At 68.2% G+C, this 14,577-nt stretch carries 10 protein-coding genes; 6 read left to right on the top strand and 4 right to left on the bottom strand.

Annotated features, from left to right (window positions below):
* The first annotated feature begins 12 nt into the window (after positions 1 to 12).
* Entirely contained in the window at positions 13 to 1,479 is a 1,467-nt protein-coding gene (locus tag JC616_RS01145; protein WP_227106310.1) for a lipid II flippase MurJ, read from the top strand.
* Here JC616_RS01145 and JC616_RS01150 read toward each other — a convergent pair.
* Together JC616_RS01150 and JC616_RS01155 are read right to left on the bottom strand one after the other, a co-directional pair.
* Positions 1,403 to 1,789, bottom strand: a complete 387-nt coding sequence (locus tag JC616_RS01150; protein ID WP_227106312.1) for a VOC family protein — start codon at positions 1,787 to 1,789, stop codon at positions 1,403 to 1,405. The two genes, JC616_RS01145 and JC616_RS01150, sit on opposite strands and share 77 nt — an antisense overlap.
* 21 nt (positions 1,790 to 1,810) lie before the next feature.
* Positions 1,811 to 2,365, bottom strand: coding sequence for a cysteine hydrolase family protein (locus JC616_RS01155; RefSeq protein ID WP_227106314.1), 555 nt, complete (start codon positions 2,363 to 2,365; stop codon positions 1,811 to 1,813).
* A 1,041-nt stretch (positions 2,366 to 3,406) separates the two neighbouring features.
* On the opposite strand from JC616_RS01155, the gene JC616_RS01160 reads away from it, so the two are divergent.
* On the top strand, positions 3,407 to 3,856 hold the full coding sequence (locus JC616_RS01160) for a hypothetical protein (protein ID WP_227106316.1): 450 nt from the start codon (positions 3,407 to 3,409) through the stop codon (positions 3,854 to 3,856).
* 257 nt (positions 3,857 to 4,113) lie between these two features.
* Here the strand turns inward: JC616_RS01160 and JC616_RS01165 are convergent, their stop codons facing one another.
* Entirely contained in the window at positions 4,114 to 4,833 is a 720-nt protein-coding gene (locus JC616_RS01165) for an ArsR/SmtB family transcription factor (RefSeq protein ID WP_227106318.1), read from the bottom strand.
* An 80-nt stretch (positions 4,834 to 4,913) separates the two neighbouring features.
* Here JC616_RS01165 and JC616_RS01170 point away from each other — a divergent pair, with 80 nt between their 5' ends.
* The 3 genes from JC616_RS01170 to JC616_RS01180 are packed head-to-tail and all read left to right on the top strand — an operon-like array spanning position 4,914 to position 6,993.
* Complete coding sequence (locus JC616_RS01170) at positions 4,914 to 5,540, top strand: DUF6058 family natural product biosynthesis protein (RefSeq protein ID WP_227106319.1); 627 nt, start codon at positions 4,914 to 4,916, stop codon at positions 5,538 to 5,540.
* A complete protein-coding gene (locus JC616_RS01175; protein ID WP_227106321.1) occupies positions 5,537 to 6,643 on the top strand; it encodes a cytochrome P450 family protein in 1,107 nt (368 codons plus the stop codon). Before JC616_RS01170 ends, JC616_RS01175 begins: the two co-directional genes overlap by 4 nt.
* Positions 6,640 to 6,993 carry an antibiotic biosynthesis monooxygenase family protein gene (locus tag JC616_RS01180; RefSeq protein WP_227106323.1) on the top strand — a complete coding sequence of 118 codons (354 nt, stop codon included), beginning with the start codon at positions 6,640 to 6,642 and terminating at the stop codon, positions 6,991 to 6,993. The genes JC616_RS01175 and JC616_RS01180 overlap by 4 nt, the downstream gene beginning before the upstream one ends.
* Here JC616_RS01180 and JC616_RS01185 read toward each other — a convergent pair.
* Entirely contained in the window at positions 6,965 to 7,747 is a 783-nt protein-coding gene (locus JC616_RS01185; RefSeq protein WP_227106325.1) for a class I SAM-dependent methyltransferase, read from the bottom strand. The genes JC616_RS01180 and JC616_RS01185 overlap by 29 nt on opposite strands.
* Positions 7,748 to 8,256: 509 nt before the next feature.
* Here JC616_RS01185 and JC616_RS01190 point away from each other — a divergent pair.
* Positions 8,257 to 14,577, top strand: a complete 6,321-nt coding sequence (locus JC616_RS01190; RefSeq protein ID WP_227106327.1) for a DUF4347 domain-containing protein — start codon at positions 8,257 to 8,259, stop codon at positions 14,575 to 14,577.

Genomic DNA, 14,577 nt, shown 5'->3' on the forward strand with positions numbered 1-14,577 from the left:
GATATCGAAGCCATGTTCGCTCCCGCCGCGCTCTTGACCCTGGCCACGCTGGCCGGCCTGCTGGCCGGTTTCGCCCGCGAGTGGCTGCTGGTGGCCGCCTGGGGGGCCGGCGGCCGCAGCGACGCCTTTCTGGTGGCGATGTTCCTGCCGGAAGCCTTGCGCACTCTGCTGGCCGGCGGCTTGCTGTCCGCCGCGCTGCTGCCCTTGTGGCAAGCGCAGACGCCGGAGCGGCGCGGCGCCTGGCTGGCCGGCCAGCTGCGCCACTGGCTGGCCGCGGGCTTGGGTCTGGCGGCGCTGCTGAGCCTGGCCGCCCCGTGGCTGACGCGGGCGCTGGCCCCCGGCATCGGCGCCGCTCACGCGGAATCGGCCGCCGCCGCTTTGCGCTGGCTGGCCTGGCTGACGCCCGGCCTGCTGGCCCAGGCGGTGCTGGCGGCGCCGTTGCAAGCGCAGGGCCGTTTCCTGCTGGCCGGGCTGGGCTCGCTGCTGTTCAATCTGCCGGCGGCGCTCTATCTGTACTGGGCCGGGCCGGCCGCGGCGGCGGCGACGCTGGCGCAATGCTTTCTGGCCGGCAGCGGGTTGATGGCGGCGGCGCTGCTGCCCGGCAACTGGCGGCTGGGCTGGCGGCCCTGGCTGCGCGCCGGCCGCGGCGATGTCCGGCAGGTCTGGCGGCGGCTGTGGCCGCTGCTGGCCAGCGGGGCCGCCAGCCAGGGCCTGGGCTTGTTGGAGCGCCTGGCCGCCTCGCTGCTGGGCGAGGGGACGATTACCCTGCTGAATCTGGCGCGCAAGCTGATCAATCTGCCGCTGATCGCCTTGATGAGTTTGAACCAGGTTTTGTTGAGCAAGATGAGCGGCGCGCAGGACGCGGACCGGCTGCGGCTGCTGGACCGCGGCCTGGCCGCCTGCGGCCTGCTGACCCTGCCGGCGGCGGCCGGACTGATCGGCGCCGCGCCGGCGCTGGTGACGCTGCTGCTGCCGGCCGGCTTGGCCGCGAGCGACCTGCCGCTGCTGCTGGCGCTGTACGCGCCGGGCATCGTGTTCGGAGCCTGGAACGCGCTGCTGGCGCGCTATTGCTACGCCGGCGGCGACACCCGCGGCCCGTTGGCGGTGGAACTGGCCGGCAGCGCGCTGAGCGCCGCGCTGTTGCTGACGCTGCCGCGCTGGCTGGGTCTGCCCGGCCTGGCCTTGGCCGCCTTGGCCGGGGTGTGCTTGACCGGCGCGCTGCTGGCCGTCCGGCTGGGCCAGGGCTTGCCGTCAAGGCTGGCGCGCCAGGGCGCGGCGGCGTGCGCGCCGCTGATCGTCGCCGGGCTTGTCTTGTTCCCGCTGCGCGGCTCCGGGCCGTGGCCGCAACTGGCGCTGGCCGCCTTGGCCGGAGTCGTGCTGCTGTTGGGGCTGGGCTGGCGTTTTAGATCGGAGAGCATAGCTCCAGCAGCAGCCCATCCGGACAACGCAAATGGGACACCGTCTGGCCCCAGGGCTTGAGCGAGGGCGCTTGCAGCTCAACGCCGCCGTGGCGCAAGGCCTGGGCGTGGGCGGCGGCCACGTCGTCGGTCGTCAGCGCGATCTCCATGCCCAGCGGCAGCGGCGAGGCGTCCGCCGCCACATAGCCTTCCGGCAGATTGCTGCGGCCCAGCGGGTGGGCGGCGAAAGCCAGCGTGGTGGCGCCGGTGTCCAACTCGCCGTAATCGCCGGATTCGTCCAGGAAGCGGCGCTTCATGCCAAAGGCGTTTTCAAAGAAGGCCAGCGAGGCGGCGACGTCGGAGACATAGAGAATGGTGTAGGCGAATTGCATGGTTGGGCTCCTGATCAGGGTTTATTGCAGCTGCCGCAGCATGTCGGCGCACAGCACGACGCGGGCGTACTCTCCGTCCAGATTGGCCAGCGCCATTGAGTGTACCTCGTCGGCGCTGCGCGGGGTGCCGGCGTAGTCCGCCTTGTCGAAGGCGAAGCAGGCGTCGGCGGCCACCAGGGTGCGGAAGCCGAGGTTGCCGGCGCTGCGGGCGGTGGCCTCCACCGAGTTGTTGGTGCTGACGCCGACGATGAGCAGTTGTTCGATGCCGCGTACGCGCAGCCAGCGTTCCAGGCCGCTGTGGGCGAAGGCGTCCGGCACGTTCTTTTCCATCACGTGTTCGCTCGCCAGCGGGGCCAGCGCCGGCTGGAATTCGACGCCGGGCTGTCCGGGCCAGAACGGCGAGCCGGGGGTGCGGGAGATGTGGCGTACGTGAAGCAGCGGCGCGCCGGCCTGGCGCCAGGCGTTCAGCAGTTGGGCGATATTGGCTTCGGCCTGGGGGTTGTTGCGCGGGCCGGCTTCGGGGCGGCTCATGCCTTGTTGCATGTCGATGATGATGAGGGCGGGGGCGGTGTGCATGGTGGGGATGCCGGGGTCATGGCGGGGATTTAGTGTAGCAGGGGAGGCGGGGGTGTTCGATAGATTGCTCTGTATTTGGAGAGGGTTGCTTTGTTGAATCTGCTTTCACGGAGAGATGTGTCCTCCTTTGATTGCGCTGTGATTTGTGAGGGCTTTTCTGTTGAGTCCGCTGCGCGGATGATGATTTAGGTGCCGCTTTCCGCGCGGCGAACGGGGAGGGGGCGGGCCGCCGCCCCCTTCCAGCCCCCCTCGTCCCCCAGGACGCGAAACCCGGAGCGCGCCCCGAGGGGACACTTGGGCGCTACACAAGGTGGTCTTTTTTGAATAAGAGAGGTGGTTTAGCGAAGTGGGTCATTTCTGTGAATAACTTGACCCCATTGCTCTTGTCTGTGGATAAGCCTAGCTCCCTAAAAGAAAGCATGTATCCGACGCGCCCCTGGTCCCTTCAAGCCTGCCGCCGGGTGGCAGGCCCGAGGTTTTAAGCGGCTGCCCTGTTTGAGCGATTTGACGTTAGCAAATCGCGAGTTCAGCCGCGCCTCGGGCCTGACGGGACCCGGCGGGAAGCCGTAGGCCAGGCTTGCAGGGCGGCCTTTGGGGTGTCTACGTGCGAATCTTTGATTCGCTCAGTGATAGGGAATTTGGCCGAGTTGTTCCCCTTCCTGCCTGCCGGGCAGCCCCGGCAATGAAAACCATCATCCGCGCAGCGGATTCAAAACCAGATCACTCAACAAGTAAGCCACGCTCAAGCAAACCAACCACCCCACCTTGACCCCAACCGCCCCCTCGGCAACAATCCCCACGTTGCCGCCCACACGCGGCACACGGGATTGGCGTCCCGTCCGCTTAAACCAACTGGCCCTCGCTGGATACAGCGCGGGCTGCTTTACCATGGCCGCGCCATTTGGCAGGCGCATGGTGGGAGAGTGCCATGCACTCACCGGTTTGGTTTAAGCCCGGTACGCCAATCCTGCCACGCGCCTGCCTAATACCTCCACTTCTCTCGGCAGGTGGTTTATCTTGTGTCACAGCAGGAGAAACACCATGCATCACGCTCAAAACTTCCCCCGTCGCCGCCGCTACAAACTGCACTCGCTGGAACAGCAGGAAGCCCTGCTTCCCTTTGTTCGTCTCTGCCCCGGCCGCACCTATCGGCATTACTGGCAAATGCCCACGCCCAGCAAGGATCTCCTCGCCGACCATGCCTACGGCCGCGAATGCGCGGCTCACCTGTTGCAATGGCTGAAGGACAATCGGGAATACGTCGGCAAAGGCCTGCTCAGCCGCGTGGCGCGCGACATCGATTTTGACGACCGCGCCGGTCGCGGCCAGTGGATGGGTTTCTTCAACTATCTGGAAATCATGATGCTGCTGGGCGCCGACCGGGTCCGGGTTTACCGCCATGTGGACAGCCAGCACCAGATCTACCTGGCGCTGGGGCAGCGCTTCAGCCTGGAAGCGCGCTTCCGCCGCATCCGCCTGCGCAATCGCTAACCTCAGCAGGTGGGTATCGCTGCGCTCCACCCACCCTACGGCGGATGGTTTGGTCGGGGGGTATTCGTAGGGTGGGTGGAGCCGAAAGGCGATACCCACCAAAGCCCGCCGTAAAGACCCAAGCATCGATCCCGTCGCGTTTCCGCGTGGGTATCGCCGCGCTCCGCCCTACGGCGGATGGTTTGCTTGGGTGGGAGGGTACCCTCCGCCGACACTGCCCAAGGACTCATCCACCGCGCCCCCTCGCGCAAACCGCTTTAATCCCCCCGCAACTGCTCGCTGCCCACTCCACATTCCTGCTTCAAGAAGGCGTAACCGGCCGGCGTGATCCGCAAGGCGCGGCTGTCGCTGCGGCGCTCGGTCAGGCCGCGCAGCAAGAAGGCCTGGCACAAGGCCGCGCCCAGGCTGCCGGCGATGTGGTCGCGGCGCTCGCTCCAGTCCAGGCAGGCGCGCGCCAAGGGCCGGCGCGGGCGGGCGATGCCGGCCAGTTGAATGTCCAGCCGCGCCGCCAGCCAGTCCGCGCCGGCCGGCGTCACCGCGAACTCGCGCTCCTCGCGCCGTTGCAGCAGTTGCTGCTGTTGCAGGAAGTCGGCGACGGCGATGCCCAGCCGGCCGGCGAGGTGGTCGTAGCAACTGCGCGCCAGGCGGATGTCGGCATTGCCCTTGGGGCGCACCGCGCTCCGGCTTTCGCCGGCGGCGGCGGACAGCGCTTCCAGCGCGTGGGCGATGGCCGGGCTGGCCAGGCCGTAATAGCGGTGGCGGCCGCGCTGTTCCACCCGCACCGCCTGGCCGTGCAGCAACTTGGCCAGATGGTTGCTGGCCGCTTGCGGCGACAGACCGGCGGCCTGGGCCAGATCGCTGGCCGGGTAGAGGCGGCCGTCTTGCAACAGCAGCAGCATCAGCGCGCGGCCGGGGTCGGCCAGCAGGCTGGCCAGGCGGCTGATGTCGGGTATGCGGTCGTGCGGGGCTGCAAGCATGGTTCATCCTTGGCTGAAACTTTGGCGGGTGCCGCCGGCTACGATAAACCCATCGTCAAGCTTGAACAAGGAGAGCGGGAATGGAGGATTTGCTGGCTTATCTGCATAGCCATTTTCTGAGCGAGCCGGCCTTGCTGGCGCGCAGCGGCGTGAGCCTGGACACCCTGCGCGGCTGGCAGCGGGCCGGTGCGGCGCCGTGGCCGTCCTACCGGCTGACGCTGGCCGGGGAGGCCGCATCCTGCATGGGCGCGGCGGCGCTGAGCGCGGAGTCGGCCTGGTATCCGCAGGGCATGTTGTGCTGGCTGGGCCAGGCGCTGGCCTTGGACGGCGATCCGGAGCGCCTGCGCGCCTGTTTCGGCCGGCAGTGGCGCGCCGGGCTGGCGGCGCTGGAGCTGCCGCCCGCCGAGGCGGAGCCGGATTGGGAGGCGGCGTGGCGGGATTTCCTGGCCGGCGGCTACGGGGTGTGCACCCGCGCCGGCTTGCCGGGGGAGATTGCGCAGAAGGAGGCGCTGGTGTCCTTGATCGACGCGCTGACCGAGCGGCAAAGCCGGCTCGCGCTGGACCCGGCCCGGCGCGAGCGCCTGGCCTGGGCGGTGACGGCGCTGGACGGGGTGGCGGCGCCGTTTGCGCCGCATGAGCGGGCGGCCAGCTCGCGCGCCCGCTGCGTGGAGCTGACGCGGCGGCTTTACCTGACGGAGGCGATATGAGCGCCTGGCCTTTGGACCCGCTGGCGGCGGTGACTCACGCCCATCCCTATCCCTATTACCGGGATCTGGCGCAGCGGCGGCCATTGTATTTTGACGCCGGCCTGGGCGTGTGGGTGGCGGCCGGCCACGCGGCGGCGCAGGCGGTGTTGGCCGCGCCGGAGTGCCGGGTGCGGCCGCTGGATCAGGCGGCGCCGCCGCAGTTGGGCGATGGCGGCTTGGCGCGCACGTTCTGTCTGTGGGCGCGGATGAGCGAGGCGCCGCGCCATCCGGCGCTGAAGGCGGCTTTGAGCCGGGCCTTGGCGACGGCGGCGGGCGCGGAGGCCGGGCGCTTGTCGGAAAGCCTGGCGCGGGACTGGCTGATGCGCGAGCCTTTGAACGGCGAGGTGCTGGACCGGATGGCGCAGGGCTTGCCGGTGCTGACGCTGGCCGGCTTGTTGGGTCTGCCGGCGGCGGACGCGCCGGCCTTGGTCGCGGAGGCGGCGGCGGTGTCGCAAGCGTTGGCGGCGGATGCCGATGTAGAGGCGCTGGTGCGCGGAGAGCAGGCCTTGACGGCTTTGCAGGCGCGAGTGGCGGAGGCCTTGCCACGGGCCGGCGGCATGCTGGCTGAGCTGAAGAATGAATTGGCGCCGGATGAGGCGACGCTGACGGCGAATGTGATCGGCCTGCTGTTCCAGAGCCTGGACGCCGGCGCCGGCCTGTTCGCCGCCGCCATCTGGCATCAGGCTCAGGGCCGGCCGCTGGCGGCGGGCGCGGCGGCGGAGTGGGACTGGCTGGCTGTGCAGGACCCGGTCTTGCACAACACCCGCCGTTTCGTCGCGCGGGATTGGTCCTATGGCGGCCAGACGGTGCCGGCCGGCGTTTCGGTACTGGTGGTGTTGGCCGCGGCGGCTTTGGACCCGGCCGGGCCGGGCGAGGCCTTGATGTTCGGCGCCGGCCGGCATGCCTGCCCGGGCCGGGCGCTGGCGCTGGAGATCGCGCGCGGCGGCCTGGCGGCATTGGCGGCGGCGCGGCCGGATTGGCAAGACTTGACGGCGGCGGCGCGTTTTCGCCGGCTGCCCAACGCGCGGGTGCGCCTTTATGGCGAGAAAGGGAGAACGGAATGATTGCGGTGATTTTCGAGGTGGAGCTGGCCGAAGGCGGCCGGGACGGTTATCTGGGCTGGGCGGAGCGCCTGGGGCGGGAGCTGGCGGAGGCGGACGGTTTCCTGTCGATCGAGCGCTTCGCCAGCCTGAACCGGCCGGAGAAGATGCTGTCGCTGTCGTTCTGGCGCGACGAGGCGTCGGTGGCGGCCTGGCGGCGGCTGGAGCCGCACCGCGCGGCGCAGCGGCAGGGCAGGGAGGCCTTGTTCGCCGATTACCGGCTGCGGGTGGCGGCGGTGCTGCGGGATTATGGGATGAACGAGCGGGCGCAAGCGCCCGATGGCGTCAGCCCAGAATTGGATGCAAGGCCTTGATCACGTAAAGATCAAAACGGGTGGATTTGCCGTCCAGCACCGCGGACGGCTTCACGCCCTCGATGGCCGCGCCCAGCCGCGGCCGTTTCACCACCACGCGGTTCTTGGCCGCGGCGATGGCGGCTTGCAGCAGCGCGGCGCTGTCCTGATCGTCGCCTATCACCTGCTGGAAGGCCTGCATGTCCTTCTTGGCGGCGGCGCTTTTCTTGTCGGTGTCCGGGAACATCGGATCGACGAACACCACGTCCGGGCGTTCGGCCTCGCTTAGCGCGGCCAGCCAGGCGATGGAGCTGGCGTGCACCAGATGCATGCGCGCGGCGATGTCGGCGGTGTCCGGGTGGCCGGCGGCGCGTTCCAGCGCGTCGGCCAGCAGCGCGGCGGCCACCGGCGAGCGCTCCACCAGGGTGACGCGGCAGCCCAGCCCGGCCAGCACGAAGCTGTCGCGGCCCAGGCCGGCGGTGGCGTCCACCACATAGGGCAGTTCCTTGGCGCCTTTCAGGCCGATGGCCTTGGCCACCGGTTGGCCGCGGCCGCCGCCCTGTTCGCGCCGATGCTTGGCCGCGCCCTCGACGAATTCCGCATACACCGCGCCGTGCTTGCCGGTGGTCAGCAGTTCCAATCTTTGTTCGCCCAATTCCAGCCAATAGCCCTGCTCCGGCCGTTGTTCCAGCAGCGGCAGAGCGAAGCGCTGGCTCAACAGGCGGGCGGCGTCCAGGCGGTCGGGACGGGCGCAGTACAGCGGGGTGGCGGGCATGGGGAAATCCTTGGATGGGCGGACGGCGGACGAACGATACGGGATGCGGCGGGCGAGGGCAAGCCGGGGGATTTTTAATATGTTGAACAAATATCATGTGTGCTACGTATTTGCACTTAGCTTACTTCGCGTGAGGAACAACTATTTTTTAAAGAGGGGGCTTCTTGGTCGCGCTTGACAGCTTTTGTCAGCTTGCCGGCTGCCCGGTTTGTTACGGTGTCGCTGTTGTTCTGATTCGAATTTATTTAATTGTCATTTATTTTTGCTTTGATACAGGTTCTAATCCGCTAAGCAGCTTTTGGGATGTAGTCGCAAGCGTGGTTCGATCTGGGTCTTGGCGCCTGTTCAATGCTTGTTGCGCTTGGTGAAGCGTCAGCGGGCGGATACGTCTTAAGAAAGGCCTATGTACCGTATGTACATTTCGCCTTCTCTGCCGTCTTCGCCTTGTCTCGCTCTTGCTCGCAAGATGTTGAACAGCCGCTTAAGCCGAAATAATCCGGGAGAGCGTGATGGGGTGGTGGAAATCAGCGGGGCAATCGCAAGGCAGTGACAAGAAGACACCGGCTCTCAAGCGCTCGCGCCTGCTGTTGCAGGCTCTGGAGCCCAGGTTGATGTTCGACGGCGCGGCGGCCGCCACGGCCGCCGCCGCCTCGGCGCATGCGGACGCGCCGCTTCCGGCGGAACGCCCGGCGCCGACGGAAGCGCCGCGATCGGCCGCGGTGGAGCGTCTGGCGGAGAAGCTCGCCGCGGCGCTGGCGCCGACCGCGCCGCCCAAGCAGGTGGTGTTCGTCGAATCCAATGTCGCCAATTACCAAAGCCTGCTGGCGCAAATGCCGGCCGGCATGGAGGTGGTGGTGCTCAACGCCGGCAAGGACGGCCTGAGCCAGATCGCCGAGTGGGCCAAAACCCACCATGGCTACGCCGCCATCCACATCATTTCCCACGGTCAGAGCGGGGATTTGATGCTGGGCAACATGGAACTGACCACGGCCAAGCTGGACAGCCGCCAGGCGGACCTGAAAACCATAGGCCAATCCTTGCGCGCCGACGGCGACATCCTGCTCTACGGCTGCGATATCGCCGCCGGCAGCAGCGGCGCGGCCTTCGTCAGCGCGCTGTCCCGCTACACTCAGGCCGACGTGGCCGCGTCCACCGACTCCACCGGCGCGGCGCGCCTGGGCGGCGACTGGACGCTGGAGCGCAATAGCGGCCATATCGACGTGGATGCCTTGCATTTCAGCTACGACGCCTTGCTGGCGCGGCCGGTAACCGGCACCACCGATTTCACCACATCGGACGGCAACACCTATAACCCCTCAGGCAGTACCGTGAGCGCCGGCAACCTCCAGGGCTGGGATTTCACGTTGCAATTGGGCTCCACCAATAACGGCGGCCAGACGATTATTGTCGAAAAGGCCGGCTCGGTGACCACGGAAACGGTGGACGGCTATAGCGACGGCACCATTCCCATCTCCTATTTCAGCGTCAAGTCCAACGACAGCAGCCGCTTTACCTTGAACTCCATCGGCGTGGTGCTGAATGGCTACGATTCCGCCACTTCCGGCGGCAATCTGCAATTGGTCGGTTATATCAACGGCGTGGCGGTCAGCGGGGCGACGCTGACGCTGAACGTGGGTGACGCGCTGCAAGGCAGCGGCGGGCTGGTGACTTTCAACGTGTCCGGCAACAGCGCCTTCCAGGGCATCGATTCCTTCCGGGTGTTGGCGGCCAGCGGCCATAATGTGACGGGCATGATAGGCATAGGCGCCATCAACGCCATCAATTTCGGCTTTGCGCCGACGCTGACCGCCAGCGGCGGCTCCAGCGCCTACAGCAGCGGCACCGGCACCGCGGTGACGGTGGACAGCGGCATCACCCTGTCCGACTCCGACAGCAGCACCCAGGCCAGCGCCACGGTGTCCATCAGCGGCAACTTCCAGAGCGGCCAGGACGTGCTGGCCTTCACCAACAACGGCAGCACCATGGGCAATATCACCGCCAGCTACAACAGCGGCACCGGGGTGCTGACGCTGACGTCCAGCGGCGCCACGGCCACGCTGGCTCAATGGCAGGCGGCCTTGCGCGCGGTGACTTATTCCGACAGCTCGCTGTCGCCCAATACCGGCAACCGCACCATCAGCTTCGCCATCAACGACGGAGCGATCAACAGCAGCGCGGTGACCAAGACGGTGACGGTGGCGGCGGATTCCGCGCCGGTGATCGGCAACCTCAACGGCGACAACCCCACTTTCACCGAGAAAGGCGGCGCGGTGAAACTGGACGTGGGCACCGCGGTCACGGTGACGGACAGCGACACCCCCAACTTCAACAGCGGCAATCTGACCGTGCACATCTCCGCCAACGGCCAGAGCGGCCAGGATGTGCTGGGCGTCGACACCAGCGGCTCGGTGTCCCTGTCCAGCGGCACCAGCGTGGGCAGCGTGGTGACGGTGGGCGGCGTGAGCATAGGCGTGATCGCCAGCAACGGCGACGGCGTGGGCGGCCATGATCTGATCGTCACCTTCAACAGCAACGCCACCCCGTCGCGGGTGGCCACTCTGCTGGCGGCGCTGACTTACAACAACAGCAGCAACGATCCCAACACCGCCACCCGCACCATCAACGTCAGCGTCAACGACGGCCGCGGCGGCACCGGCTCCAGCAATGTGACGGTGGCGGTGGCCGCGGTGAACGACGCGCCCACCGGCAGCGCCACCGCCTCCAATCCCACCTTCACGATGGGCGGCTCCGCGGTGACGGTGTTCAGCGGCGCCAGCGTCAGCGCCGTCGAATCCAGCCAGAGTGTGATCCTGCTGACGCTGACCGTATCCGGCCTGCAAGACGGCAGCAGCGAAATCCTGTCCATAGACGGCAGCAATGTGGCGCTGACCAACGGCAACTCGGTTACCACCAGCGGCAACGGCCTGAGCGTCACCGTCTCGGTGTCCGGCGGCACCGCCACGGTGTCCATCAGCAGCGGCGGCGGCGTTTCCGGCAGCACCGCGGCCAGCGTGATCAACGGCATCACCTATCGCGACAGCAACGGCAGCCCCTCCATCGGCAACCGAGTGGTGACGCTGACCAGCGTCAAGGACAACGGCGGCACCAGCAACGGCGGCGTGGACACCACCACGCTGGCCGTGGCGTCCACCGTCAGCGTGGCGGTGGTGCCGGTGGTGACCACCAGCGGCGGCAGCGCGGCCTTCACCGCCGGCGACAACACCGCGTCCACCCCGGTGGCGGTGGATTCCGGCATCACGGTGAGCAATAACGCCGGCCCCACGCTGGCCAGCGCCACGGTGTCCATCAGCGGCAATTTCCAGAGCGGGCAGGACGTGCTGGCCTTCACCAACGACGGCAGCACCATGGGCAATATCACCGCCAGCTACAACGCCGGCACCGGGGTACTGACGCTGAGCTCCAGCGGCGGCAGCGCCACCTTGGCGCAATGGCAGGCGGCCTTGCGCGCGGTCACTTACACCGATACGGCGGTGACGCCCAATTCCGCCACCCGCACCGTCAGCTTCCAGGTCAACGACGGCAGCGCCAGCAGCGGCGTGGCCACGCGTTCGGTGACGGTGACGGCCACGGATCAAACGCCTATCGCCACCGCCAGCGGCGGCAGCGCGGTCTTCACCGCCGGCGACAACACCGCGTCCACGCCGGTGGCGGTGGATCCCGGCCTCACGGTCAGCGATCTGGACAACAGCACCTTGGCCAGCGCCACGGTGTCGATCAGCGGCAATTTCCAGAGCGGCCAGGACGTGCTGGCCTTCACCAACAACGGCAGCACCATGGGCAATATCACCGCCAGCTACAACAGCGGCACCGGGGTGCTGACGCTGACGTCCAGCGGCGCCACGGCGACCTTGGCGCAATGGCAGGCGGCGCTGCGCGCGGTCACCTACACCGACACCGCGGTGACGCCCAATACCGCCACCCGCACCGTCAGCTTCCAGATCAACGACGGCAGCAAGAACAGCGGCGCGGTGACCCGCGGCGTGACTGTGGCGGCGACGGACCAAACCCCTATCGCCACCGCCAGCGGCGGCAGCGCGGCCTTCACCGCGGGGGACAACACCACGTCCACGCCGGTGGCGGTGGACTCCGGCATCACGGTCAGCGATCTGGACAACACCACGCTGGCCAGCGCCACGGTGTCCATCAGCGGCAACTTCCAGAGCGGCCAGGACGTGCTGGCCTTCAGCAACACCAATAGCGTCACCTTCGGCAACATTAGCGCCAGCTACAACGCCGGCACCGGGGTGCTGACGCTGACGTCCAGCGGCGCCACGGCCACGCTGGCGCAATGGCAGGCGGCCTTGCGCGCGGTTACCTACACCGACACCGCGGTGACGCCCAATACCGCCACCCGCACCATCAGTTTCAGCGTCAACGACGGCAGCAAGGACAGCGCGGCGACGACGCGTTCCGTCACCGTGGCGGCCACGGATCAAACGCCTGTCGCCACCACCACCGGCAGCGCCGGGGCCTATGTGGTGGGCGGCGCCGCCACGCCGGTGGACGGCGGCCTGACCGTGTCGGATTTGGACAACACCACCCTGGCCAGCGCCACGGTGGCGATTAGCGGCAACTTCCAAAGCGGCGAGGACGTGCTGGCCTTCACCAACAACGGCAGCACCATGGGCAATATCACGGCCAGTTACAACGCCGGCACCGGGGTGCTGACGCTGACGTCCAGCGGCGCCACGGCCACCTTGGCGCAATGGCAGGCGGCGCTGCGCGCGGTCACTTACATCGACACCGCCGGCTCGCCCAACACCGCCACCCGCACCGTCAGCTTCACCGTCAACGATGGCACCAAGAACAGCGCGGCAGTCACCCGCAACATAGCCTTGCAGCTGATGCCGCCCAGCGTCTCCGGCCTGACCAGCGGCACCGACACCGGCAGCAGCCATAGCGACGGCGTCACCAGCAACGCCACGCCCACGGTGACCGGCACCGGGATCGCCAACAGCCTTGTCATCATCTATGTGGACGGGGTGCCCATCGATAGCACGGTCGCGGACGGCAGCGGGGCCTGGAGTTACAGCTTTGTCTCCAGCCTGAGTTCCGGCGCGCACGCCATCACCGCCGTGGTCAGCAGCGGCGGCGTCAGCAGCGGCCAATCCAGCGCCTTCAACGTGGTGATAGACAATAGCGCGCCCGCGGCGCCGTCCGGCGTGGCTTTGAGCACGGGGACGGACACCGGCAGCAATCACGGCGACGGCATCACCGGCAACAACCGGCCCACGGTCACCGGCACGGCGGAAGCCAATAGCACGGTGACGGTGTATGTGGACGGCACGGCGGTGGGCACGGCGACGGCGGACGGCAGCGGCGCGTGGAGCTACAGCCTTGGCAGCGCCTTGGCGGACGGCAATCACAGCATCCGCACCACCTCCACTGATCTGGCCGGCAACGCCAGCGGCCAATCGACGGCCTACATCATCACGGTGGACACCGTGGCGCCGGACAGCCCGGCCAATACCGGTCTGAGCCTGGCCACCGACAGCGGCTCCAGCAACCGCGACGGCATCACCAACGTCAACCGCCCCAGCGTCACCGGTCTGGCCGAGGCGGGCAGCAAGGTGGCCGTGTTCATCGACGGCGTGCAGGTGGGCACCGCCACCGCCGACGGCGGCGGCGTCTGGCTGTTCAATCTGAGCCAGGCGCTGGCGGACGGCAGCCACAGCGTGCGCGCCACGGCCACCGACGCGGCCGGCAACATCAGCGCGCAGTCGGCCTCGTTCACCGTTGTCGTGGACACCACCGCGCCGGCGCCGCAGTCCTTCACCCGCTTGGACCCGGCCTCCGGCGTCGCCGGCAGCCTGCGTTACGACCTGGTGTTGAACAAACCCATCGTCGGCCTGAGCGCCGGTGATCTGAGCGTGATCACCAGCGGCAGCGCCAGCGCCGGCATCGGCAATATCGTCCGCATCAGCGACAGCCACTACGTGGTGCAATTGACCGGGGTCAGCGGCGTGGGCTCGGTGGCGCTGGCGCTCAAATCCGGCGCGGCGGCGGACCTGGCCGGCAATGTGACCCAGCAGCAAACGGTGGCGCCGGCTTACCAGTTGCGCAGCGCAAGGACAGAGACGCCCCCGCCGATCCAGCCTGTGCCGCCTGCGGACGCGCCGCTGCCGCCCAATGCGGCGCCGGTCATCAATATCGCGCCCATCACGCCCAATATCGTGCTGGCCGCGGTGAGCGGCGCGGGCAACGGCAACGGGCCGGGCGCCGCGCCGACGCCGCAGGGCCCGGCGGGGCCGCAGACGAGCAACCCCATCCAGCTTGCCTTCGGCCAGGACCGCTTCGCGCCGACGCCCAGCGAGCCGTTTGGCCGCGGCAACGCCGGCCTGCCCTTTGTTTCCAATCTGGGCGGCACCTCCGGCGCCCCGTTGCAAGTGATGCCGGATCTGGGCGTGCGGCCGCTGGTGGCCGGACAGGGTTTCAACTTCAGCCTGCCGCCCGGCACGGTGATCACCCGCAATCCGGACGCGGTGCTGAACATCCAGGTGCGGCAGAGCAATGGCCAGCCGCTGCCGGCCTGGCTGAAGTTCGATCCGCAGACCGGTCGTTTCAGCGGCACGCCGCCGGCGGGCTGGAACCGTTCCTTGTCTCTGGAAGTGACGGTCAGCGACCAGAACGGCCACCGCGGCGTCACTCATATGCAGTTGAAAACCGGCGCGGGCGAGCAGGCGGCCGCGGCGACGGAAAAAGCAGCGGCGGCCGGCAAGCCGGCCCTGCACGAGCAGTTCCGCCAGCACGGCAAGCCCGCCTTCGATCAACAGATCGCCGGATGGCTGCAGGCGGAGGACGCGGTTTGA

Source organism: Chromobacterium rhizoryzae (assembly GCF_020544465.1).
Classification (GTDB): domain Bacteria; phylum Pseudomonadota; class Gammaproteobacteria; order Burkholderiales; family Chromobacteriaceae; genus Chromobacterium.